The following is a 21,653-nucleotide window of genomic DNA, read 5'->3' as shown; positions in this document are numbered from 1 at the left end:
CAGGTTAGAGGTTATGACTGGCCAGCCAGGCAGTAAATTGAGGAATAATACCGGTTGAGGTTGTGCCGGGGCGTCCAACACCAAAGCCGTGGTCGCCCTTTTCATAAGCGTGCAACTCTACCGGGATATTCTGCGCCTGCCAGCTGTTTACAATACCAAAACCCTGTTTACCAAATAAGCCATCATCCAGAGCTATAGCGGCAAACATGGGCGGTGCATCGTGCGGCACTTCAATGGCTTTCATCGGGCCGTAGATATACCCCAGGAAGGCTGGGCGGATGTCAGTGCTTGCAGTAGACGCCGACAAGCTGGTCATGGCGCCGGCAGAAAAACCAAGGAATCCAATTTTGTCCGGTTCAATATTCCATCTTGCGGCATTTTTTTTGAGCAGTGTTAGTGCTTTTAACGCATCCCGAGGAGCCTGATGAACAAAAATATCCGGATCCTGCCCATTCCTTTTGGCTGCAAATACCTTACCGACCTCTTCTTGATAAGCGTCGATGCTAGTGGACGTTTGATTCAGCGTATAGGTCAACACAAATGCCGCAATACCCTGTTTGTTTAGTGCCTGAGCGATGTTTAGCCCTTCGTTTTGTACCGCCAGAGACATAAATGCTCCGCCGGGTGCAATAATTACCGCGGTGCCGGTAGCAATATCAGATGGCGGTAAAAAGGTATACAGCGCCGGGTTAGTAACGTTACGAATAAAATACTCGCTGGTGCTGTAGCCATTAGGCAGGCTTAGCGCCAGATGTCCCCACTGTTCCGCATCGCGTTGCTGGCGCTCCATATCGTCCGGGTATAAGTACATCGGCTTTCCCAAAAAAGCCTGAGGTTCGGCATTTTTCATTGTGATAGTGGGACCGGCGGCCAGGCAGGTTAGTGACGTGATTGTTGCCAGGGTAAACAGGCTCATTAACCAAAGCTTCATAGGGTTTCCTTATCGATTTATCGGCTAGATCGTTGTCATGGATAGTCTAAAAAGCACGGTTGATTATCAAATAGTTATTTTTAGGGATGGTATTGGTCTGGGTTATGGATAAGTAGCAAATGTTTGACCCTTCTTTCACCTTGAGGCTGACACACTCCAGTTAATTACTCGTTGGCGCACTTGATATTCAATTGATTGAAAATCCTCAACACGCCATCTGTCTATTGAATAATCTCTAAAAGGAATCTGTGTTATGCGCATTATTAAAAGCGTTATTGCTACCGTTATAGCGACTTCATTGCTTTCTGCCTGTGGAGGTGGCAGCAGTAAAGATCAAATCAATCAGTTACCGGGCGGCGGACAATCGGGCCCCGCCATTGACCAAGCCTATCAGGGGATCTGGGCGTCATCCGCTTATGGCGACGTGCTGTTAGTGGATGACAACAGCGCGCAATATTACCGTTACACGTCTGATTATTGTATTTTGCAGGATAGCTTTGATGAGCTTTCTACGGCTGAGCTCACCCGCAGTGTGGCGCTTAATAACAGTGAAGATGCGCTGGAATGGTTTGCCGGGAGCGGCACCCGGGAGTTTCACGCGCCAACCCGGCAACTGGACAAAGTGAGTCAGTTACCGGCGTCTTGTGCCAGTGATCCACTCACCGTTGACTCAGATCTGAGCCATCAGGAGCTGTTTGCGCTATACAGTCAGATAATGGCTGAGTACTACGTGGACTTTGAACGCATGAACGTTGACTGGCCGGGCTTAACCTACGCTCAGGAAAGCCAAATCACCGAACAGGATGCCACCTTGTATGAGGCGGTTTATCAAACGTTGTTGCCACTGGCAGACTCGCATAATTCCTGGGTAGCCGCAGATGGCACTATTATTCAGGCCCATACCAAACCTGTGCACACCACCAATCTCATTGAAGAATATGCCCTGGCCAATGGCTTGAGCTATCCGCTGCAGGACAGTGAACTGAATAACGCCATTGTGGCCAATATTGAAAGCTATATTGATAATGCCCTGGGGCAGGAAATTAATATTATTTTGAGCTACGCGACATCCGATATAGGGCAGGATGCATCTGAACAGATTGCCTGGTTTGCCATTGACAATATTGGCTATCTGCGCATTGATGCCATGCATAATTACTCTACTGCGGATGAAGACAGCGACGATCTGGCCCAAACCACGTCTAACCTGAATAACCTTAATGACGCACTGGATGAGGCACTCACCGATTTAGCAGCTACTGACGGCTTAATTATTGATGTACGATATAACGGTGGCGGCAACGACTATATCAGCCTGGCCATTGCCAGTCGCTTTACCGAAAGTGAATTTCTGGCCTATAAAAAATATGCCCGCGATGGTGCGGACGTAACGGCAATTCAAGAATCTTATATTGCGCCGAGCCAGTATGTAAATTATACCGGCAAACCTGTGGCCTTGCTGGTGAGTAACGATACGGCTTCTGCTGCCGAGACCTTCACGTTATCGATGCAGCAGTTGCCTCACGTTACGCTGATTGGTGAGGCAACCCACGGCATTTTCTCTGACATTATGCAGTGGATTTTGCCCGGTGAGCATGAGCTGGGATTATCCAACGAAGTGTATTTATCGCCGGATGATGAATGGTTTGAAGGGGTAGGCGTGCCGGTAGATGTTAATGTGCCATTTTTCTCCCTGTCTGATCGCACCCAGGGCAAGGATTCGGCAATCGATGCGGCGCTGGAAGTACTTCAATAAACGAACAAGGAAGACAGGGTCGCTTGCGCAGGCCCTGCTTTCCATGCTGTAAAATTTCGTTTAACCGGTGAGCTGATAACCTTGCTGGTCAAACAGTTTAAGCGCGGCGTTGCACACATTGGTATCGTATAAAATGCCTTTGTTTCGGCGAATTTCATTCAGCGCTTTTTCTATTCCCTGGGCATGGCGGTAGGGGCGATTGGTGGCCATTGACTCAATCACATCGGCTACTGCAATGATTTTTGCCTCAAGCAATATGTCATCTCCGCTCAACCCTCTTGGATAGCCACTGCCGTTTACGCGTTCATGGTGCTGATAAGCCACCTCGGCAATGGGCCAGGGAAAATCAATATTCTTAAGAATACTGTAGCCGTTACTGGCATGGGTTTTAATGATTTCAAATTCTGAGTCGGTGAGCCGGGTAGGCTTGGTAAGGTATTCCGAAGGCACGCTGATTTTTCCAATATCATGCACCAGCCCGGCTATACGCAGGCCATACTGAGTATCCATATCGAGACCCATTTCATGAGCTATTTTGGCAGCTAAATCGCCCACCCGGGCTTCATGGCCAGCGGTGTAGGGGTCGCGCAATTCCACCATATGTGAAATAGCCGTGACCGTGCCAAGCACCATTTTTTCAAGTTTGCTGGAATACTCCTGCACCTGTTCCAGGGCGTTTTCTTCCGTACTCACGTCGCGCCAAATGCCGATAAAGCGTGGCGGGTTAGTATTGGGTATTAACCGCAGCTCATCTTGAAAGTGAACGTAATGCCCTCGTGCATGCTTTACCCGATAATAATGATCGCCACCGCCACGATTAATAATGGCTTTACTTTCTTCAATAGCGCGCAGGCGATCGTCCGGATGAATGCTGTTTTGCCACCAGTGCGGTGAATTGGCTTCTTCCTGGGAGTAACCGAGCACGTCACTGAGGTTTTCGCTTATCCATAGCGGCTGCGCCTGGTGCTCCCTTACCTCCATGGCATAAGTGATAATGGGAATGGCTGAAAAGTAGTTGGGAATACGGCTTAAAAACAGCTGCTCTGGCGACTCGTTGACCCGGGCTTTGCGCTCGGCGCTGTTTAAGCGCATCAGTAGCAAGTAAAGCAGGGAAGACATCAGGCCCACAAAGCCAAGGCCTTTGAGCATGGAAATTAGATAGGTGGTTTCAAAATCACCGAAGAACTGAGCCAGTACCCAGTCGCTGCCAATGATCCATAAAACGCCTGTCAGCAGGTAAATTAAGACAAGTTTGCGATAGCGGTTTTTATTCATGAATATTTCTAAAGTTAACGCTATCTGCTTTTTAATGCGATGCGTTGGGCTGCCTGAAAAATACACTCCTTTGTCGGATTTATCCGTTACCCGCGCATTTTAGCTAAACTTTAGTATAACAACCAACTTTGCGTGACTTTTTTGATAGGAGTCATTTCCAGCAAAGGCGATGCTGCTATATTCACACCCCCAAAGGCGCCAAAACAATGGTCCGCCTGATGCGTTAACGGCAATATCCGGAGCGAGGCATTGCAGCAATAGATTAAAAAAGCTTAGGAATACTTAACGCAAGCGGTCAATACTAAAAATAAAACTAGATTTACCTATTTGTTTTTAAAGGGGTTTGCTGGGAATAATCTATTGATAAGAAATAAATCACGTTTCCCACAGTTTTAAAAGCCGGACCCGTCATAGTCTTTAGCTTACCGATTGTCGGTGAACGCTGACTCAGGCAGTAAACGTCAGCAATACGTTTAAATAAACATTCAAAGGTGAAACGATGAAAGCTCTTATTCTGACAACTGCTCTTATGACTGCGTTTGGTACCGCCTCTATTAGCGCAGCCCCATTAGATACCGTTACACAAAACAAACTGGTAACGGTTTGCAAAGCGATCCAAAGCGGCAGTAAGCTCGAATTGCTAAAAGTGATGCGTCACAATCGATTAAGTTACGATACGATTATTAGTGATTTGCGCTGTAATGGTATGTCAGTGGTTGCGTTTGCTCAGCAAAGCAATAATGAGGTAACTGCCAATTATCTGGCCTCTCGAAAAGCATCAAATGCAGCAAGAGTTACTGGCAAAAGTGGAAAAGTAGCCAAAAAGTCTTGTAGCAGGAGCCGGGTTGTCTGCCCGGTTTTTGCGTATTTCATGCCTCAGTCAGTGGGCGACATTAAATCCGATATACGCTTCAGTGCCCATAAACTTCACCCCCTGAGTACCCCTGCAACGCTGTGGCGCAAAACCTCAAGCGAATGGGCCTCAAACCAGGGATTTCGTGCCTGCCAGCGGTTATTACGCCCCGATGGGTGTGGCAGCGAGTAAGCATTGCCTGATGACTGTGTGGTGAGCCTCACTGCTTCAGTAAGGGTTTTATATTCGGGCAGGTAATATTGCTGGGCATAGCGGCCGATGTATAGCGTGAGCGCGGGTTTTAACTGCGCCTGCACTTTGGCGTGCCAGGTAACCGCACAAGTTTTAGGGGGCGGCGCATCAGCGCCATTTTTATAGCCGGGAAAACAAAACGCTATAGGCAGATGGGAAAAGGCCGGCGAATAAAACTGCTGGCGATTAACCCCCAGCCAACCGCGCAACTTGTCGCCACTGGCGTCATTCCAGGGTTGGCTGCTGTCGTGCGCTTTTATTCCAGGAGCCTGGCCAATAATTAAGATGCGTGCCTGCGTTTCAATTTGCACAATTGGCCTTGGTGGATAGGGCAGGTTATCGGCGCACAAAGTACAGCTTCGAATTTCTGCCAGCAGTGAGTCGGCCGGGCGGGTCATGGTTTGTCTCCCTGAGAGATAACAGTGAGATCCTGCTGCAGCGACTGGGTGAGCCAGTCAGTCATAGAGCGAAGACGTTTGGTTTGCAGTTTCACCGGTGCATACAATAAGTGAACTGGCAACGGGTGAGGTTCGTAGTCGGGCAATAAAATCTGCAAATCACCACGCTTAACGGCGTCACTTACCTGATAATGTAAAAAGCGGCAGTAGCCCACGCCGGCAATGCAGGCATCGAGCGCAGCATCTACCTGATTAGCAATTAAGCGGCTTTGCATGGCCACCGACATCAGTTTAATGCCATGTTGAAAATGCCAGTCTTCGGGGTTGTCCAGCACACTTAGATGAATACAAGGCTGGCCGGCAATATCCTGCGGCTGTTCAGGCGCTGTCTGGCCGGTCATAAAGTCAGGGCTGGCGCACAGCACATGACGCATTGAGCCTAACTGCCGTGCCACTAAATCATGATTGCCGATGCGACCAATGCGCAAGGCGATATCAATTCCTTCGCTGAGCATATCCACCGGGCGGTCGAGTAACACCAGGTTAACCTGCATTTTTTGGTACTGGTTGAGGTAGGCGTTAATTTTTGGTGCGACATGGCGTTTACCAAAAGTCACCGGCGCGGTTACTGTCACTTTGCCCAGAGGCTCAGCCTGGCGATCAATCAGCATACTTTCGGCGTCATTCACCTCGGCTAGTATAGTCCGGCAGCGCAGATAGTATTCTCGCCCCTCATCGGTAATGGCAATTTGCCGGGTGTTGCGATTAAACAGTCGCACTTTCAGGTGGTCTTCTAAAGCGGCGAGCGTGCGCACTACTGAAGTAAGTGAGGTTTCCAGGCTGTTGGCAGCCGCCGTTAAGCTGCCCATATCGGCAATCTCAACAAAGACTTTCATGGCTTTTAATTTGTCCATAATGGCCTTATTAGTGCGAAAAACGGTTTACAGAAATTAAATATCGCATATTTTTTGCGAAAAACAGACAAGTTAAGGTGGCTTTGAGTGATTTAACCTTCTTTTAACATGGAGAGAAAGCATGAAATTGTACGATCTTGAGCTGTCCGGAAACTGTTATAAAGTGCGTCTGTTTGCCGCCCTGGCGAATATTCAGCTGGAAATTGTGCCGGTGGACTTTATGGCCGGTGAACACAAAAGTTCAGTCATGCTGGCATTAAACCCGTTTGGCCAGTTACCAGTGTTAGAACATGGAGAAGTGGTGTTACGCGACTCCCAGGCAATGCTGGTGTATCTCGCTCGCTTGTATGATCTTGAGAGCTGGTTACCGTCCGACCCACAGCAAATGGCCGAAGTACAGCAATGGCTGTCTACCGCAGCCAACGAGATTCAACATGGCCCCAATGTGGCCCGGCTGGTGGATAAGTTCGGTTTTGAATTTGATAAGCCAACCGCGCTGGACATTTCAGCCGGTATCCTGACCTTACTGAACGACCACCTGGCCGAGCATGACTGGCTGGCGCTGGGGCATCCAACTATTGCCGACTGTGCCGTGATGCCATACGTAGCGATTGCACCAGAAGGCGGTATTTCTCTGGATGATTACCCGCATATCCTGGCCTGGATCGATCGCATCAAACAGCTACCTGGCTTTATTGGTATGCCAGGGCAGGTTTAGTCTGGATAGATGATGGGAGAGTCATGCTGCAAGCTGCGAACTCAACTCCTGTAACCAGAGTTAGCGGTGATCATTCGTTCTCAAAAGCTGATTATGCACTCTGAGGCATGGTTATTATGGAGATGTTGTGAATGGTTACAGTTGTCGTTACATGCTTAATTGAACAAAATAATAATAACGCTAACTTTCACAAAAACCTCCCGAAACTGTGGGAGGTTTTTTATACTTATAAAAAGTATATTAAAACAGTATCTTGAGGTCTTTTTGTCGATATTGGGAACTGCCGGCTGGCACAATAATGATTTGTTAGGTTCAGGCTGTTTATATAACTATTTATCAAATTAATGTCAGGTATTCGCTCATTTTTTGGAAATTCTGTAATAAATATTGTATGTTTCCACTCGTAGTTACATTTAATCGTACCCTTCATCTATTACAAAGCGTGGTAAATACTTATGTCACAACAAGATAGCAATGCTCTGAACACTTCACGTGATGATAATGCAATCCAGGATCGTTCGATTGTTGAAGAATTAGCCGATGCAAAAAAAGAAATCAATGATCTCAAAATGCAGATTATGTGGATGGAACGTCATTACGAATAACGTTTTTTATTGCTGGTTTTCACCGGCAAAAAATCAGAGTGCTGATCAGTGCTATGTTAGCAGGCATGGTGCCTTCGTCTGATCGATTATATGCCTGGCTATTGGTCGTTCGTTGTAAACATAACGTTGAGCTTTCAAAGTGATAATGCGTATTTATACGAAGAGCGATCCAGATGGCATTGGTGTGATTACCAAGAAATGTCAATGGTGAAATTACCGGGCAGGTTGCAGGTTTTCGTAGCAGTATTATCGCTCTACTCGAAAGTTATTCCCTCTCTAAATATACGCTTATCTCGTTTTTTCTTGAACCCAATATGAAGTGTAGCGAGCAGTTATAAACGGCTGCCGTTTTCCCACATCCAAGCCAGTAACACCTTAATGTCATACTCTGTCGAGTCCGCGAGTGCTGAATAAAGCCTTATGCTGTCTAAGCCGGCGTTTAGCCAAGAAAATCTCCAACGGGTAGGTACTGAGAACTATCAGTTACACTCAGAAATCACTGGAAACAGCAGCATTATCAGGTGTAAGGTTTTGTTACAAATAAATTATGTAAGACGTTCATGGATAAGAAGATTGCGAGGTACCATGAATTCATTACGATGCGTAGTTAACTGTCACCGAAAGGAGTTCTCATGAGCCATCAGGCAATAAATTTCAAGGATAAGCTGGGCCTTTTCGACGAGCAATGGTCACCGAAGGTTATTGCTGAGATGAATGATTATCAATTCAAGGTCGTTAAAATTCAGGGCGAGTTTGTATGGCATGATCACAAAGACACGGATGAAACCTTTATAGTCCTGGAAGGCAGTCTCAGAATTGATTTCAGAGACGGGCATGTTGAACTAGACGAAGGTGAAATTTTCGTGGTTCCAAAGGGGATAGAACACAAGCCATACGCGGAACATGAAGCAAAGGTCTTGCTTATTGAACCACGCGGTGTTGTTAATACCGGGGACAAGACTGCTAGCCAAACCGCAGAAAATGATGTTTGGATCTAAATTGGTTATCAAAACCATTAGGTTTGTTCCAGGCAAATGGTTCTCCACCGGTCGCCCTTGTCTTGGCACCCTTTATGATTGGCGCTACACGAAAAGGATTTTCTGAGAATGAGTTTTATTAATAAATTAAGTAGAGGTATCAAAGGGGCCGCGCAAGCATTAAAGGCAGATGAATACGAAATTAATGGCACCAAAATCCAATGCGTACATTGCGGCAATCATCATTTCGAACTTGGCGAAGCTCAGTTAAATACTGCTGGTTTAACGTTCTTAAACTTAGATTGGGCAAATGAAAGTGCATCAATTCTTGCCTGTAAAAAATGTTCACACATTATGTGGTTTGCCAAATCAGCCAAGAGGGTTATTTAACCTCTTGGCATACCAACCAGGCACAGGGGGATTTCACGCAGGCTCCAATCACATCGTTTCGTCATATAACCTGCATGCAATTGTCAAAACTAAAACCCGAGTGGTTTACTGTTCGTCTCGTGGGCTCTTGGTGTGGGAAGTTATGTTGACGCTTTTAGTGGGTTATGCGCAGCGATTGCAATTCTGAGCATACATTTACTTGTTGTAGAGTCAGTGTATATAACAAGCTGTTGAAAAAGATAATATATCGTTGGACGAGTTTTGTTTCTTAACAATACTTTGCGCTTTATGTGGGCGTTGATGTCCACTCTATCGAAAGGTCCGCTTCAGATCATAAGAAGACATCTTCAGCAAGAAACGTTTTTACTTTCCTATGTAGAGCTGTCTCTGTCTGGCGCTTTTTTGCTAAGCTGGTGTACTTCGTTAAAGGAATGCCAATTGAGCAAGCTTAAGAGGAACAAGCCGTGCTGTTAGCCGAATTTCACCTGCAAGCGGTGAATATCATTCAGATATTAAGCCTGTTCACCGGCATGCTGGGTGTTGCTTTACTGGCAGGGGAACGGCGCTATACCGGTCTCGTTCTGGCGCTGTTAATGCAGAGCCTGATGATGGCCTTTAATTTATATGAAGAACTCAATGCTGGGGTCATTGGCTGGTATATTACGCCGGCATTTAGTCTGTCTCTGGGGCCCATTTTTTATCTTTTGGTGCGGGTGTTACTGGTGCCCGAGCAACCCTTAACTTATCGCGACAGCACTCACTGTTTGCCAACGCTGATGGCATTACCTGTAACGCCGCACCTGCAATGGGTATTACTGGCCGGTGCAGTTAGCCAACTGATTTACTTTGCACTGGCATTCAGGTGGTTAAAACGCTATCACGCTGCCATGGCCGAACGTGAAGCCGATACTGAAAATAAGGGCTTGCACTGGCTGTTCAATACGCTGGTGGTACTGCTGGTATTGCTTATCCTGGACATGGTGCGGGTGAATTTGCAGAGCGTTACTAGCGAGCCTTTTCGCAGTACCTGGTATTTGCTCGATCAGGTCGCGTTTTTACTGGTATTGTGTGTTGCTATTGTCGGGCTTATCCGGCAACCCGCGTTGTTTAACGGGCTCAGTGAGGTTGAGCAAACCGCTGCCGAACCCGCGCCTCACGAAGACAGTCAGGCTGGTGCTATTTTTCAGGCGCTGGATAGTCAGATCCGCGAACAACAATGGTATTGCCAGCCGCGCATTTGTTTGCAGGATATTGCCGGTTATACCGGCTTATCGGTAAAAGACATTTCCTGGTCAATTAATACCGGTGGCGGCATGAGCTTTGCCGACTATATTAATCAGCTGCGCATCAACCGTGTGGCTGAGTTAGCCAAATCCACGCCAGATAAAACCTTGCTCGAACTCGCCATGGACGCGGGTTTTAGTTCTAAATCTTCTTTTAACGCGGTATTTAAGAAACACACCGGCAAAACACCTGGCCAGTATCTTACGCCGCTACGGGCGCGGGATTAAGGGCTGCAGTACAGAATTTTCCAGGGGCCAAAATAGCGTTTTACAGGTGCAGAATCCTGATTCTGGTCGCCCGCAGGCCAGCACTGGCGCAAAGTAGCTCCATACCAATTACATCGGAGCATTCAATGAGAACCTCAAGCGTTAATTTTATTCCCATCAAAGCGATTGGCATGTCGGTTTTGTTTATCTGCAGCATTCTTTTGCTGTCGGTTACCGCACTGGCAGTTTATGTTCATTACGAACACGGCAGTACTTCCTTAACACTGTTCCGTCCGCAAAGTCATATTCTGACTAATGTGAATGTGCTAACGCTGGAAGAAGAACCGGTGTTGAGCGATCAGGCGGTGATTATCCGGGATGGCCGGATAGAAACCGTGCAGTCATCAGCATTACCACTGCCTGAGGATTTACCGGTAGTGAACGGCAATGGCCGCTTTGTAATGGCAGGCCTTATAGATTTACACGTGCACGTGCTTGACCGCAGTTATGCCAAAATGGCGCTCGCCGCCGGGGTGACCACACTGCGTAATATGGGCGGCTATCGTTATCATTTAAAATGGCGTAACGAGCTTGAGCAGGGCGACTGGTTTGGTAGTCGTCTGGTGCTCTCGTCACCCATCTTTAATAGTGTGGAGCAGGGCGATCCTTTATCCCACTATACGGTTAATAGCCCCCAAGCGGCTCGTCAGGCCGTGCGTGACTATATTAATCAGGGCTATGATTTCATCAAAGTGTACGAAGGGCTCCATGCCGAGGTGTATGAAGCGGTACTGGATGAAGCCATGCAGCTTGGTGTGTCGGTGGCTGGCCATCCTTCCTACGATTTGATGCATCAGAATCTGGCCGCTCATGCCAGCCTGGCAAGCTTCGAACATGTGGAAGAAGTATTCGACGGCTTTTTGCAACAGCAACGGAATCCCCAAAAAGTAGCGCTTGCCGCTGATTTTTTGCGAGAACATGAGGTACCGCTTATCCCAACTTTGGCCGTAAATCAGGAGCTCACCTTGCTTAGCACCCAAAAACAGGCTTATCTGGCGCAGCAGGATCTGAGCGCGATAAACCCTTTTGCGCGCTTGGTTTATGAGCAGACTTCTTTTCAGCGCTGGTTAGGGGCTTCAGCGGAGCTGGGCGAGTATAACCGAGAGGTGGATAACTACCTCAATGAGTTAACCTTAAGCCTTTATGAACAGGGCGTCACCCTGGCGCTTGGCTCCGATGCGGGAGCGCTGGTGGACGTGCCGGGGCCGGCCACTATTCGTGAGGCGTTGCTGATGATTGAAGCCGGGATCCCTGTAAAAGAGGTATTGCGCAGTGCCACCATCAATGCAGCAGAGGTGTTAAACCGCAATAACGAACTAGGCAGAGTGGCTGGGGGCTATCGCGCCGATTTGGTAGTTTTCAACCACAACCCGCTTACCAACCCCGAAACAATGTTGCAGCCACAAATGGTTTTTCATGAAGGCAGGCTGTTTATCCCGTCTGATCTGGCAATGCTTGAGGAAGAAGGCCATAGTCACAGTTCATTGTTGGTGAGTGTGGCCCGGCACCTGATTCATCTTTTAAGCAACTAACACATTTACTTTAACCCGTACTGGACTATTTTATATCAGTAGTAGATGCAGGTTAAAGACAGGCCTGATGTAGTTGAAAGTAGGGAGAAATGGATATGTGTTGGCTGAAGCGCTTTCTGGCAGGATTACGGGAAGCCAGAGCACCTTATTACACTCCGTCTTCGCCAGCCAGGCCAGATAGCGTGCCATCGGCAAAGGACGGCATTTCCCTTAAACTTGACGCGGCCGCAGAATATGCCCGAGAACGGCCAGATCCAAGCGCAGATGCTTACCGACAATACTTTGATGTCGGGCCGGATGAGCTGTTTCTGCTCAAGGACTACAGCGTTGATGACTACTCTGAGCCGGGTCAGCGCCTGGAATATTTTGATTTTATCCATCGCCTGGCCGATGGGACCTTTGTGGCCCGCTATCAGGTAGTCTGTGCGGGGCATCCTGAACGCTCTGCGTACAATTATCGCTTATACCGTAAATACGATGGCAACAACCGCAAGCTGCTCCAGGCCGATCTGCCCTGACTCAGAAAAATCTCTGCCTGCTTTACAACCGAATCAAAATAAACCATATTGGTGCATTGAGCAGTCTTACACGAGACGAAAGGATGTTAGCAAGTATAAGTTTCGCCCAGCGTCAGCGTTTGGCCTACATTGATTTTTGTTTGTTGTTTAAAGGGGCGATCTACCGACAAGACTTGATCAACCGCTTCGAGGTGGGGTTGTCGGCAGGCTCCCGTGATTTTAATTTGTATAAGGAAATGGCGCCGGACAACCTGGAATATGACTCTCGGGAAAAGCGCTATTTTCAAACCAGTCAGTTTAAGCCGTTATTTGAGCATGATGCGCAACGTACGTTAACTAAACTGGCCAATGATATTTCTGATGGTTTTGATGCCATTGGTGATATTCATTTTCCGGTGGAGGCGCCGTCGAGCCTCAATGTGCCGGATATTTTTATTGTCGCCAAACTGGTCCAGGCCATTTTAAATAATCGTGCAGTGAGTGTAATTTACACGTCCTTGTCAAGTGGCTCTGCTGCCCGGGAACTGGTACCGCATGCGATTGTGGATAATGGCCTGCGTTGGCATGTGCGCGCTTTTGACCGCAAAAGTCAGAGTTTCCGTGATTTTGTACTGACCCGGGTCAGTAAAGTCACACTAAAATCAGAACCCGCCGCCAATGAACTGGCTGAGTATGACAGCGAGTGGCACCGGATGATCCCATTACAGCTGGTACCACATCCAAAAAACGTGAGTTTTCCCACTGCGATTGAAATGGATTACGGAATGGAAAACAGCCAGTTGCTGATAAACGTGCGGGCCGCCATGGCGGGCTATTTGCTGCGCCGCTGGAATGTAGACTGTACCGAGCGCGGCACGCTGGAAGGGGCCGAGTATCAGCTGTGGTTGCAAAACCGGTTTACCTTACGTGACGTGGATAACCTGGCCATAGCGCCCGGCTATGCTGAACCAAAATAAATGGTTGGCGGGAGCCAGGCTCCCGCCGGTTTATGTGACCGGTCGCGAAGCGACAGAACACCACGGGTTTACCCGTGGATGAATTAGCCTGCCAGGGTGGCCCGAATTACCTTTTTGTTGATTTTGCCCACAGACGTTTTGGGAATATCATCCACCAGGGTGATGTGCTCGGGCACTGCCCATTTTGAAATATGCCCGGATTCAACAAACTGCTGCAAGTGCTGCTGAATATCACTGGCGCTAAGCTCGTTATTACTGGCAACCACCATGGCATGGGGGCGTTCTCCCCATTTTTCATCCGGCATGCCCACCACGGCAACTGCCGCTACATCCGGGTGCTGACTGATAAGATCTTCCAGTTCGATAGACGAAAGCCACTCCCCGCCGGTTTTAATAACGTCTTTAATGCGGTCTTTAATCTCTACAAAGCCATCAGTGTGCACGCTGGCTACGTCACCGGTATGCAGCCTTCCGCCTGCCCAGAGTTCTTCCTGTTTTGCCGGCTCCTTGTAATACCCTTGGGTAAGCCAGGGCGTTTGTACGGTAACTTCACCCACATCACTGCCATTGTGTTGCGCGGGTTTGCCGGAGGGCTCTTCTATGCGCAAATCAACCAGGTTGGACGCCACGCCGGTAAGAGTTCTGTATTTAAGCTGTTCCTCGGCCGGCAGCGCCCGTTGCGTTTTATTTAAGTGGGTAACAGTAAGCAGCGGGCAGGTTTCCGACATGCCGTAGGCAGAATAAATATCAGCTCCTTTGTCCATGGCTGCTTTGGCCAGCCCTTTCGGTAGCGCACTGCCGCCAATCAGGATCTTCCAGCCATCCAGCCGCGTTTCATGGCCTTTTTCGCAGCCCAGCAGCATTTGCAAAATAGTCGGCACACAGTGCGAAAAATCCACCTTGTATTGCTGTATCAGGTCAACCAACAGATTGGGCTCATACCGTCCCGGATAAATTTGCGTGCAGTTAAGCATTACTGCTGCGTAGGGAACGCCCCAGGCATGCACATGAAACATTGGTGTGATGGGCATATAAACCGAATTAGAACGCAGTAATGGTAAGCCTTCATAACTGCCCAGCATGCCCACCATATTGATGGTATGCAGCACTAACTGACGATGGCTGAAATACACGCCTTTGGGATTACCGGTAGTGCCTGTGGTGTAGAAAGTGGTAGCGACACTGTTTTCATCAAAATCAGGGAAATCGCATTCGTTGCTCTGTTCTGCCAACAGCGATTCGTACTCGCCAAGTGCGCTTATGTTGGCTGTAGCGGGCGGCGTGCCACCATCACTTAACCGAATATAGCCTTGCACGGTGGGAAGCTGCGCTGCCAGCTGATCGGCGAGAGGGAGAAAATCATCATGCACCAGCACCAGTTTATCTTCGGCGTGATTCATGGTGTAGGCCACCTGTTCGGGTGACAATCGAATATTTACATGATGTAGAATAGCGCCCAGCATGGGTACCGCAAAATAGCATTCAAGGTAGCGGTGGCTGTCCCAGTCCATCACCGCAACCGTATCACCGGCTTCCACTCCGGCGGCTTTCAGCGCATTGGCCAGTTGCTGCACCCGCCGGGTAAACTCACTATAGCTAAAAGATTGCTCGCCGCGGTAAATGATCTGGTTGTCAGGTTCAAAGCGGCCGGCTGAGGCAAAGATTTGTTTAATCAGAAGAGGGTAGGCGTGGGCATTTTCTGCCCCTTGAAGAATTTTTACAGGCATCACACGGCTCCGGTGTTTAACGGGTTGTTTTGTAATAGTGTTGTTTTAAAAATGTTAACAAGCAAGAGGTTGGCGTGTTAGGATTTATGATTGGCGTATAAAGATAATTTTGGCTGTATAAGCTGCGCCCACAAACCTCAGGATAACCGTGTGAAAGACTACAACATCGCGCAATCTCATAGTGTTATCGGCAGCTGGCCGCTGGTTATCAGCAGAGCAATGAATGCTTATCAGATTGACGGTCAGAGTCTGCTTAGCCGTGTAGGGATAGATCCTGTCCAGGCTGCTCAACCCGAAACCCGCTATTCTCTTGCCGAGCTAAATCGTTTGTGGCGTCTGGTAGAGAGTCTGACTCAGGATGAAGCGGTAGGGCTAACCGTAGCCCGATTTGTCCGGCCCACCTCCTGGCAGGCGCTGGGTTTTGCTATTTGGGCCAGTAACACGCTGATGGCTGGTTTTGAGCGGCTGGCAGTTAATTTCCGGATGTTTGCCGATTACGGTAAGCTCCAGGTAAGTGAGTCGGATAATCAGGTCGATATCTGCCTGTATAAAAGTCTTACTGTTGAACACTGGTGCGCGGCTGAGACCGACGCCTTTGTGGGCACCTGTATGCTTACCGCCAGGCATATTTTTGAGCCCGGCTTAGTGCCGTTGCAGGTGTCGCTTAGTCGTCCGCAACCAGCAGATCCAACGCCATGGCAGCGGGTGTTCAAGTGCCCGGTGTTTTTTAATGCGGCCCACGACACGATATCGTTTAGTGAAGCGGTGATGCATCAGCCGTTATTAACTGCCAGTCCTGAGCTTGCTGCTCAAAATGACGCCCTGGTAGTCGATTATCTGGCGCGCTTTGATCGCAGCGATCTGCGCGGCCAACTGGAGTCATTGCTGTTAAATAACCTGCCACTGGGCACACTAACCCTTGTGCAGGCGGCACAACGCCTTGGGATGAGTTCGCGTACCTTGCAGCGACGATTGGCCGACAAAGGCAGTAGCTTCCAGATTGTGGTGGATGCCCTGCGCAGTCGGCAGGCGTTATTATGGGTAGAAACCGGTCATTTACCATTAAGTGAAGTAGGCTATCGATTAGGTTTTAGCAATGCCGGCAATTTTACCCGTGCATTCAAACGTTGGTATCAGCAAAGCCCGAAACAACGGCGCCGGCAAGCTTTAACTGGCTGACCTGCCTGCGGTTTCTTATCCTAAAGGATGATGCGTAATTAACTAGTTTAGCTTGCACCATATCACTCCTGTGCATAGAGTTTAGGAGGGTAAGTTTTTTACAGCAGCCTGGGAAAGAGATTTGTTACGATACATTATGATAATGCTTGCGGCATTCGCCGCATTGGTAGCCTGGCCGGTGGCGAGTGAAATCGGTGCCAAAAAAGTCATTGTTGGTGCACAGTTAACCGGGCTTTTTCACATTCCCGGCGAACACCAAGGCCCCGGGGTTTACCACGAAATTCTCCAGCGGGCGCTGTTAGAAAGCGGGCTGGCCGACCAGGTTGAGATTATTGTGATGCCCATGTCCCGGGCCAAACGCGGATTTGTGAATAAACAATTTGCCTGTTATGCGCCGGGGATTGCAACCTTTGACCTAGAGGACGCCAGCCTCGATTTGCAGGATGTATTGATCAGTGTGCCGTTAAATAAGGCCATGGTGCGAGTGATTTCTCGCGATGAACAACATTTAGTAAGACAGGCCAGTGATATTCCCAATCATGCAGTGCTAAGCATCGTGCGTGGTACGCCTTTGAGCAGTGAAATGCAGGGGGTTGCCGATCGCGTGATGCACCTGTTTGAGGTTAGCAGCGAAACGGAAAATGTGCAGATGCTGAATGATAATAAAGTCGATTACATCTTTTCGTTTTATCCGGATGTGTTGTTTGCCTACGAGGAATTGGGGATGTCTGAGCTTCCCTATGCCGAAGAGTATTCGCCACTGACTATGCGCGATACGTTAATTTGCCACCCGGGCCATCAACCCCTGTTTAATGCCATCAATAAAAAGCTTGGGGAGTTTGCCCAAAGTGGGTTGTTAAAACAGATGCTGGGTGACTTAAACATGTTTGCCGAGTCTCAGGGGCCCGGCAATCGGTAACGGCGGTTAATCTTTTTGATTTTTTAACTGCTCTTCTGCGTAGCCCTTCGGCGGCGGTGTCCAGCCTCGCCGCTTGGAGTGATTGTCGTGGAGATCGGATTTCAGCGCGTCATCAATGAGTTGTTGCAACTCCATAAATAGCTCACGGTAGTTGTTATCAAAGCGCTCGCCGCTGGCATCGTCTTTCCAGGCTTCGTAAAGTACGTCACTTTGCTGGGCTTCAATATCGCGGTAGGCATGCTTTTGCCGTTCGGCCTGAAACGGGTGTACGCCCAGCGAACGTAGTGCCTGAGCGCCCATTTCCAGGGCCGAATGATATGTTTCGGAAATCAGGTAATCAGCACCCGCCTGGCGCAACCGGTAGCCATGACCGCGGTCGAAGGCGCGCACCAGCAGCTTAAGCTCAGGGTGAGCTAATTTTACGTATTTTACCATTTCAACAGCGGTTTCCCGGTCGTCTATAGCGATAACCATTAAGCTGGCTTGTTCAATGCCGGCGGTGTCGAGCATGCCCGGTTTTGAAGCGTCACCAAAGTAAGCCTGAGTGCCTATCTGACGCATCAGATCGACCTGCTCTGAACGTATATCCAGAATTACCGTTTTAAAATCGTTAGCCACCAGTAATCGGTTAACTATCTGCCCGAAACGGCCGATGCCGGCAATAATCACACTGCCTTTATCGTCTATCGTGTCATGCTGGCGGCTGCCGCTGCCATGCATGTAGCGGGGCATAATGACCCGTTCAAATAAGATAAACAGCCCCGGCGTTAAAAACATCGACAAGGCTACCACTAACTGCAATAACGCAATCAAATCGGTGGCCAGTACATTGTTCTGGGCCGCGAAGCTAATTAATACAAAACCAAATTCACCGGCCTGGGCCAGGCTCAGCGTTAGCAGCCAGCGATTGCTGCCTTTCAAATCAAACAGCAGAGCAATCACAAACAGTACCAGCGCTTTTAACACCATCACCCCAAGGGTGATACTGATGATCAGAACCCAATTTTCAAAGAGCGTAGCAAAGTGAATACCAGCACCTACAGTGATAAAGAAAAGTCCCAGCAGCAACCCTTTAAACGGCTCAATATTGGCTTTAAGTTCGTGACGAAATTCACTGTTGGCCAGCACTACGCCGGCCAGAAAAGCGCCCAGGGCAGGGGACAGACCAACCAGCCCCATTAAAGCGGCAATGCCGATAACCAGCATCAACGCAGTGGCCGTAAAAATTTCACGCAGTCCCGAGGACGCCACAAAGCGAAACAGCGGCCGGCTCAGGTAATGGCCCCCAACGGTGACAAACACAATAGAGGCAATAATAACCAAGCCGTACAACCAGCCCGGCAGGCCCTCCACCAGACTGTCGCCATGACCGGCGTTCTGACCAGCAGTCTCATTAATCGCACTCGCCAGTTCGGGTAGTGCCAATAACGGGATAAGCGCCAGCATCGGAATGACGGCGATGTCCTGGAACAACAGAATAGAAAAGGCTCCCTTGGCTCCCTCGGTTTGTTGCAGGCCTTTTTCCTGAAAGGTTTGCAGTACAATAGCGGTGGAGGATAACGCGAAAATAAGACCAATAGTCAGCGCCACCTGCCAACTCAGGCCAGCTATCATGGCAATGCCGGTGATAACGGCCGAGGTTAGCAGTAACTGTAACCCGCCCAGGCCCAGCAAGCGCAGCTTCATGTGCCATAATGCTTTGGGCTCAAGCTCCATCCCCACTAAAAACAGCATCATGACCACGCCAAATTCAGCAAAGTGCTGGATGGCGTTGGTTTCCTCGCCAACCAGGCCGAGCACCGGGCCAATTATCAGTCCGGCAATTAAGTAGCCCAGAACCGAGCCCAGGCCGAATCGTTTGGCAACCGGCACCGCAACAACCGCCGCCAGTAAATAAATAAACGCCTGAAGAAAGTAACCGGTCATTTGTGCAGATCCTGCTCGTCAAAATAGCGGGTGAGGTTTTCTAGCTGACGCGCTTTAGTGATATCCAGAGTGTCTTGTGCCAGGCTATCCAGCAGTTTTGTCCACACGGCTGAGTGCAGTGTGATGCGGTGCTCTTCCTTTGCGGTGCGGGATCCAAATAAGGCAAAAGGGGCCAGGTAGGTTAGCTGAGTAATACTGGCCATTTGTTCCAGTGGCTGCAGTAACTGGCGCAGGGTAAAGTGATTAAACCCATCGGTTTGGTAGGCTTCTTCGCGCCCGCCAGCCGACACCGCACAGAAAAATGGCTTCCCCTTAAGTGCATCGCCCCCTTTGCCATAGGCGAATCCGTATTCAAGCACCAGATCCTGCCACTCTTTTAACAGTGCCGGGGTGGAGTACCAGTACATGGGGAACTGAAAAATAATCACATCGTGCTCAAGCAAACGCTGTTGTTCTCGCTCGATACTGATATTAAAGTCCGGATACTCGGCATATAAATCTACCGCCGTTACCGCCGTATGCTTTTTTGCGGCGTTAAACAGAACACTGTTGACCTCCGATCTCGCCTGCGAGGGATGCGCAAACAATAACAGAATATGGCGGGAGGGTGAGCTTGCTTCAGTAGACATTCAGGGTCCGGTACATAAATGAGTCAGCTTAAAAAATGAGGCTTTTGTCAGGATTATTCAAGTCTTACCACAAGCTACCATTTCCCTTCCGGTTGTTAAACTTATCAAAGAATTGGAAATGAAAAGAAACGGCGTTGTAAAAGCTGCCTGCAGGGCGTTGAATCAAGTAAAAAATGGCATATCTTACTCGTATTAAGCATAGAATTACTTTGCATACATAACGTATAATGCAAGCCATCAAACATAAAAAGCAATAGTCCTTCCGGATAAGATTACGCTGCTACAACAGCGCTCGGTGGGTCCCGAATCCCTACAAAAATACTCGCGCTTTATTCGTTTACTCTGCCAGGTTTATAACTCCAGTTTAAACAGGCGCACACTCATTGATTTAACTGGCTTCGGCCATGTGTTTAAGGTTGTTTATGTCTGCACCACAAATTAAACAGGGCGCGGCGGTCTGGCCTATTCTGGCTATGGCGCTCGGAACCTTTGTTCTTGGACTAACCGAGTTTTCGGCAATGTCCATGCTGCCCCTAATTGCTGAATCATTCAGCGTCACTCCCTCGTTGGCAGGTAACGTGATCAGTGCCTATGCTATCGGCGTGGTGATTGGTGCGCCGTTGTTTATGCTGCTGACCAATAAAACCAATCGTCGTACCGCATTAATTGTGTTTACCGCAATGATTTTGCTGGGCAATGGATTAAGCGCGATCGCTTCATCCTTACCGGAGCTGGTAGTTTACCGGGTACTCTCCGGATTGCCTCACGGAGCTTATTTCGGCACGGCGCTGCTGGTTGCTTCCGGCATGGCACCTAAGGGTAAACGTGCAACTTATATGTCCAAAGTCTTCGCCGGCCTGACTATCGCAACCATCGTGGGCGTACCTATGGCAACCCTGGTTGGGCAAAACCTGAGCTGGCGGGTGTGTATGGCCATTGTGGCCGTGCTGGCGCTGATCACCATGTTTTTGATTTATCGCCTGGTACCCAGTAGCCCGGTAACCAATCCAACCCGGTTGCGGGAAGAGTTCGGCGTACTGAAAAACAAACTGGTGTGGTCTATCTCCGGTATTATCTTCGTGGGCTTTGGCGGTGTGTTCTGTATTTATACTTATCTGGCTGACACCATTATTAACGTGACGGAAACCCCGGAAGTAACCATTTCCATTGCCATGATGATGTTTGGGATTGGCACCACCATTGGTAACCTGGTGATCAGTAAACTGGCCGATCGTTCGCCGTTAGCCACAACCGGTATTGCCCTGTTATGCAGTGTTGCCATTGCGATTATGTACGTGTTTGCGGCGGCGAATATCTGGTGGTTATATGTCACGGTATTCTTGCTTGGCGCCAGTGTTGGCCTTGCTGCTGTGATTCAGTCGATGTTGCTGGACGTATCGCCCACCGGACACGCCATGATCGGCGCGCTGGTGCAATGTGCCTTTAACACTGCTAATGCTATCGGCCCCTGGGTAGGTGGCGCTTTACTGGCGTCAGGCGCTACATTTAATGAAACCGGCTATGCGTCTGCCATGCTGTTTGTGGGCGGCTTTATTATGTGGGCCCTTAGCTATCTGCAGATGCGTAATCGTAATTTAATCCCTGCAACGAATTAATACGTGCTTTAAAAGGAGGTCATAAGACCTCC

Annotated in this window: 20 protein-coding genes; 13 read left to right on the top strand and 7 right to left on the bottom strand. The window is 48.9% G+C overall.

The window, feature by feature from the left end; all coding sequences use genetic code 11:
* Positions 1-4: 4 nt before the first annotated feature.
* Positions 5-931 carry an alpha/beta hydrolase gene (locus AC566Q_RS15065; protein ID WP_499607623.1) on the bottom strand — a complete coding sequence of 309 codons (927 nt, stop codon included), beginning with the start codon at positions 929-931 and terminating at the stop codon, positions 5-7.
* 253 nt (positions 932-1,184) lie between these two features.
* On the opposite strand from AC566Q_RS15065, the gene AC566Q_RS15060 reads away from it, so the two are divergent.
* Positions 1,185-2,687: a S41 family peptidase gene (locus AC566Q_RS15060; protein ID WP_499607620.1), complete on the top strand. Its 1,503-nt coding sequence runs from the start codon at positions 1,185-1,187 to the stop codon at positions 2,685-2,687.
* Between the two features lie 60 nt (positions 2,688-2,747).
* Here AC566Q_RS15060 and AC566Q_RS15055 read toward each other — a convergent pair whose 3' ends face one another.
* On the bottom strand, positions 2,748-3,962 hold the full coding sequence (locus AC566Q_RS15055) for an HD domain-containing phosphohydrolase (RefSeq protein WP_499607618.1): 1,215 nt from the start codon (positions 3,960-3,962) through the stop codon (positions 2,748-2,750).
* Positions 3,963-4,461: 499 nt separating this feature from the next.
* Between AC566Q_RS15055 and AC566Q_RS15050 the strand changes: the two genes are divergently transcribed.
* Positions 4,462-5,007: a DUF3718 domain-containing protein gene (locus AC566Q_RS15050; protein ID WP_499607616.1), complete on the top strand. Its 546-nt coding sequence runs from the start codon at positions 4,462-4,464 to the stop codon at positions 5,005-5,007.
* On the opposite strand, the gene AC566Q_RS15045 is transcribed toward AC566Q_RS15050, so the two are convergent.
* Positions 4,890-5,465, bottom strand: a complete 576-nt coding sequence (locus AC566Q_RS15045) for a uracil-DNA glycosylase family protein (protein ID WP_499607613.1) — start codon at positions 5,463-5,465, stop codon at positions 4,890-4,892. The genes AC566Q_RS15050 and AC566Q_RS15045 overlap by 118 nt on opposite strands.
* On the bottom strand, positions 5,462-6,379 hold the full coding sequence (locus AC566Q_RS15040; RefSeq protein ID WP_499607610.1) for a LysR family transcriptional regulator: 918 nt from the start codon (positions 6,377-6,379) through the stop codon (positions 5,462-5,464). The genes AC566Q_RS15045 and AC566Q_RS15040 overlap by 4 nt, the downstream gene beginning before the upstream one ends.
* A gap of 121 nt (positions 6,380-6,500) precedes the next feature.
* On the opposite strand from AC566Q_RS15040, the gene AC566Q_RS15035 reads away from it, so the two are divergent.
* The 8 genes from AC566Q_RS15035 (at position 6,501) to AC566Q_RS15000 (ending at position 13,625) form a co-directional block, all read left to right on the top strand.
* The gene (locus tag AC566Q_RS15035) at positions 6,501-7,097 is read left to right on the top strand and encodes a glutathione S-transferase family protein (protein ID WP_499607608.1); all 597 of its coding nucleotides are present in this window, start codon (positions 6,501-6,503) and stop codon (positions 7,095-7,097) included.
* Positions 7,098-7,552: 455 nt separating this feature from the next.
* Positions 7,553-7,702 (top strand): hypothetical protein, encoded by a 150-nt coding sequence (locus tag AC566Q_RS15030; RefSeq protein WP_164464534.1) that lies wholly within the window; start codon positions 7,553-7,555, stop codon positions 7,700-7,702.
* 632 nt (positions 7,703-8,334) lie between these two features.
* Positions 8,335-8,700 (top strand): cupin domain-containing protein, encoded by a 366-nt coding sequence (locus tag AC566Q_RS15025; RefSeq protein WP_499607606.1) that lies wholly within the window; start codon positions 8,335-8,337, stop codon positions 8,698-8,700.
* Positions 8,701-8,808: 108 nt separating this feature from the next.
* Positions 8,809-9,069: a hypothetical protein gene (locus AC566Q_RS15020; RefSeq protein WP_499607604.1), complete on the top strand. Its 261-nt coding sequence runs from the start codon at positions 8,809-8,811 to the stop codon at positions 9,067-9,069.
* A 464-nt stretch (positions 9,070-9,533) separates the two neighbouring features.
* Positions 9,534-10,580 carry a helix-turn-helix domain-containing protein gene (locus AC566Q_RS15015; RefSeq protein ID WP_499607601.1) on the top strand — a complete coding sequence of 349 codons (1,047 nt, stop codon included), beginning with the start codon at positions 9,534-9,536 and terminating at the stop codon, positions 10,578-10,580.
* Between the two features lie 125 nt (positions 10,581-10,705).
* Complete coding sequence (locus tag AC566Q_RS15010; RefSeq protein WP_499607598.1) at positions 10,706-12,151, top strand: amidohydrolase family protein; 1,446 nt, start codon at positions 10,706-10,708, stop codon at positions 12,149-12,151.
* An 89-nt stretch (positions 12,152-12,240) separates the two neighbouring features.
* Positions 12,241-12,669 carry a hypothetical protein gene (locus AC566Q_RS15005; protein ID WP_499607595.1) on the top strand — a complete coding sequence of 143 codons (429 nt, stop codon included), beginning with the start codon at positions 12,241-12,243 and terminating at the stop codon, positions 12,667-12,669.
* 83 nt (positions 12,670-12,752) lie between these two features.
* Positions 12,753-13,625, top strand: coding sequence for a WYL domain-containing protein (locus AC566Q_RS15000; RefSeq protein WP_123323266.1), 873 nt, complete (start codon positions 12,753-12,755; stop codon positions 13,623-13,625).
* Positions 13,626-13,708: 83 nt separating this feature from the next.
* Here the strand turns inward: AC566Q_RS15000 and AC566Q_RS14995 are convergent, their stop codons facing one another.
* Positions 13,709-15,352: a fatty acid--CoA ligase gene (locus AC566Q_RS14995; RefSeq protein ID WP_499607592.1), complete on the bottom strand. Its 1,644-nt coding sequence runs from the start codon at positions 15,350-15,352 to the stop codon at positions 13,709-13,711.
* 150 nt (positions 15,353-15,502) lie between these two features.
* Between AC566Q_RS14995 and AC566Q_RS14990 the strand changes: the two genes are divergently transcribed.
* Both AC566Q_RS14990 and AC566Q_RS14985 read left to right on the top strand, forming a co-directional pair.
* Positions 15,503-16,531 (top strand): AraC family transcriptional regulator, encoded by a 1,029-nt coding sequence (locus AC566Q_RS14990; protein ID WP_499607589.1) that lies wholly within the window; start codon positions 15,503-15,505, stop codon positions 16,529-16,531.
* 121 nt (positions 16,532-16,652) lie between these two features.
* Positions 16,653-17,450, top strand: coding sequence for a transporter substrate-binding domain-containing protein (locus AC566Q_RS14985; RefSeq protein ID WP_499607586.1), 798 nt, complete (start codon positions 16,653-16,655; stop codon positions 17,448-17,450).
* A 6-nt stretch (positions 17,451-17,456) separates the two neighbouring features.
* Here AC566Q_RS14985 and AC566Q_RS14980 read toward each other — a convergent pair whose 3' ends face one another.
* Both AC566Q_RS14980 and AC566Q_RS14975 read right to left on the bottom strand, forming a co-directional pair.
* Positions 17,457-19,376: a monovalent cation:proton antiporter-2 (CPA2) family protein gene (locus AC566Q_RS14980; RefSeq protein ID WP_499607583.1), complete on the bottom strand. Its 1,920-nt coding sequence runs from the start codon at positions 19,374-19,376 to the stop codon at positions 17,457-17,459.
* Positions 19,373-20,005, bottom strand: a complete 633-nt coding sequence (locus AC566Q_RS14975; protein WP_499607580.1) for an NAD(P)H-dependent oxidoreductase — start codon at positions 20,003-20,005, stop codon at positions 19,373-19,375. Before AC566Q_RS14975 ends, AC566Q_RS14980 begins: the two co-directional genes overlap by 4 nt.
* A 422-nt stretch (positions 20,006-20,427) precedes the next feature.
* On the opposite strand from AC566Q_RS14975, the gene AC566Q_RS14970 reads away from it, so the two are divergent.
* Positions 20,428-21,621 carry an MFS transporter gene (locus AC566Q_RS14970; protein ID WP_105934190.1) on the top strand — a complete coding sequence of 398 codons (1,194 nt, stop codon included), beginning with the start codon at positions 20,428-20,430 and terminating at the stop codon, positions 21,619-21,621.
* The last annotated feature ends 32 nt before the right edge of the window (positions 21,622-21,653 follow it).

This window comes from Alteromonas sp. H02 (assembly GCF_059682525.1).
The sequence above is the reverse complement of the archived record's forward strand: the minus strand, read 5'-3'. Positions and strand labels throughout refer to the sequence as shown.

Excerpts from the sequence above, each read along its gene's own strand:
- AC566Q_RS15045 (WP_499607613.1), bottom strand. The coding sequence starts at position 5,465 with ATGACCCGCCCGGCCGACTCACTGCTGGCAGAAATTCGAAGCTGTACT.
- AC566Q_RS15005 (WP_499607595.1), top strand. The coding sequence starts at position 12,241 with ATGGATATGTGTTGGCTGAAGCGCTTTCTGGCAGGATTACGGGAAGCC.
- AC566Q_RS15035 (WP_499607608.1), top strand. The coding sequence starts at position 6,501 with ATGAAATTGTACGATCTTGAGCTGTCCGGAAACTGTTATAAAGTGCGT.
- AC566Q_RS15010 (WP_499607598.1), top strand. The coding sequence starts at position 10,706 with ATGAGAACCTCAAGCGTTAATTTTATTCCCATCAAAGCGATTGGCATG.
- AC566Q_RS14975 (WP_499607580.1), bottom strand. The coding sequence starts at position 20,005 with ATGTCTACTGAAGCAAGCTCACCCTCCCGCCATATTCTGTTATTGTTT.
- AC566Q_RS15025 (WP_499607606.1), top strand. The coding sequence starts at position 8,335 with ATGAGCCATCAGGCAATAAATTTCAAGGATAAGCTGGGCCTTTTCGAC.
- AC566Q_RS14980 (WP_499607583.1), bottom strand. The coding sequence starts at position 19,376 with ATGACCGGTTACTTTCTTCAGGCGTTTATTTATTTACTGGCGGCGGTT.
- AC566Q_RS15050 (WP_499607616.1), top strand. The coding sequence starts at position 4,462 with ATGAAAGCTCTTATTCTGACAACTGCTCTTATGACTGCGTTTGGTACC.
- AC566Q_RS15030 (WP_164464534.1), top strand. The coding sequence starts at position 7,553 with ATGTCACAACAAGATAGCAATGCTCTGAACACTTCACGTGATGATAAT.
- AC566Q_RS15040 (WP_499607610.1), bottom strand. The coding sequence starts at position 6,379 with ATGGACAAATTAAAAGCCATGAAAGTCTTTGTTGAGATTGCCGATATG.
- AC566Q_RS15000 (WP_123323266.1), top strand. The coding sequence starts at position 12,753 with ATGTTAGCAAGTATAAGTTTCGCCCAGCGTCAGCGTTTGGCCTACATT.
- AC566Q_RS15055 (WP_499607618.1), bottom strand. The coding sequence starts at position 3,962 with ATGAATAAAAACCGCTATCGCAAACTTGTCTTAATTTACCTGCTGACA.
- AC566Q_RS15065 (WP_499607623.1), bottom strand. The coding sequence starts at position 931 with ATGAAGCTTTGGTTAATGAGCCTGTTTACCCTGGCAACAATCACGTCA.
- AC566Q_RS14970 (WP_105934190.1), top strand. The coding sequence starts at position 20,428 with ATGTCTGCACCACAAATTAAACAGGGCGCGGCGGTCTGGCCTATTCTG.
- AC566Q_RS14995 (WP_499607592.1), bottom strand. The coding sequence starts at position 15,352 with ATGCCTGTAAAAATTCTTCAAGGGGCAGAAAATGCCCACGCCTACCCT.
- AC566Q_RS15060 (WP_499607620.1), top strand. The coding sequence starts at position 1,185 with ATGCGCATTATTAAAAGCGTTATTGCTACCGTTATAGCGACTTCATTG.
- AC566Q_RS15020 (WP_499607604.1), top strand. The coding sequence starts at position 8,809 with ATGAGTTTTATTAATAAATTAAGTAGAGGTATCAAAGGGGCCGCGCAA.